Origin of the sequence: Xanthobacter versatilis, from assembly GCF_043193975.1 — a bacterium.
In the GTDB taxonomy this organism is placed as follows: Bacteria; Pseudomonadota; Alphaproteobacteria; order Rhizobiales; family Xanthobacteraceae; genus Xanthobacter; species Xanthobacter autotrophicus_E.
Window position 1 is genome coordinate 1 of the sequence record NZ_JBAFVB010000027.1, and the last position, 1,108, is coordinate 1,108.

The 1,108-nt window shown below is 66.6% G+C and carries 1 protein-coding gene; it reads left to right on the forward strand.

Features of this window, described 5'->3' with window-relative positions; all coding sequences use genetic code 11:
* The coding region (gene tuf, locus V5F66_RS22210; RefSeq protein WP_394094737.1) for an elongation factor Tu at nucleotides 1–1,104 on the forward strand (1,104 nt) is incomplete at its 5' end.
* Nucleotides 1,105–1,108 lie beyond the last annotated feature (4 nt).

Sequence of the window (1,108 nt, forward strand, 5' to 3'; positions counted from 1 at the left end):
GCGGCGATCACGAAGATCCTTGCGGAGACGGGCGGCGCGACGTTCACGGCGTACGACCAGATCGACAAGGCGCCGGAAGAGAAGGCGCGCGGCATCACGATCTCGACCGCTCACGTGGAATACGAGACCCAGAACCGGCACTACGCGCACGTGGACTGCCCCGGGCACGCCGACTATGTGAAGAACATGATCACCGGCGCGGCGCAGATGGACGGCGCGATCCTGGTGGTGTCGGCGGCCGACGGCCCGATGCCGCAGACCCGCGAGCACATCCTGCTCGCCCGTCAGGTCGGCGTGCCGGCGCTGGTGGTGTTCCTCAACAAGTGCGACATGGTCGACGACGAGGAGCTGCTGGAGCTGGTCGAGCTGGAAGTGCGCGAGCTGCTGTCCAAGTACGACTTCCCCGGCGACGACATCCCGATCATCCGTGGCTCGGCGCTGGTGGCGCTGGAGAACGGCGATCCGAAGCTCGGCCGCGACGCGGTGCTGAAGCTGATGGAGGCGGTCGACGCCTACATCCCGCAGCCCGAGCGTCCGGTGGACCTGCCGTTCCTGATGCCCATCGAGGACGTGTTCTCGATCTCGGGCCGCGGCACGGTGGTGACTGGGCGCGTGGAGCGCGGCATCATCAAGGTCGGTGAGGAAGTGGAAATCGTGGGCATCCGCCCGACGCAGAAGACCACGGTCACCGGCGTCGAGATGTTCCGCAAGCTGCTCGACCAGGGCCAGGCCGGTGACAACGTCGGCATCCTGGTGCGCGGCACCAAGCGTGAGGACGTGGAGCGCGGCCAGGTGGTGTGCAAGCCGGGTACGGTGAAGCCGCACACCAAGTTCAAGGCCGAAGCCTACATCCTGACCAAGGAAGAGGGCGGCCGTCACACCCCGTTCTTCACCAACTACCGCCCGCAGTTCTACTTCCGGACCACGGACGTGACCGGCGTGTGCACGCTGCCGGAAGGCACCGAGATGGTGATGCCGGGCGACAACGTGTCCATGGACGTGGCGCTGATCGTTCCGATCGCCATGGAAGAGAAGCTGCGCTTCGCCATCCGCGAGGGTGGCCGCACGGTGGGCGCCGGCGTCGTCGCCTCCATCATCGAGTGATCTG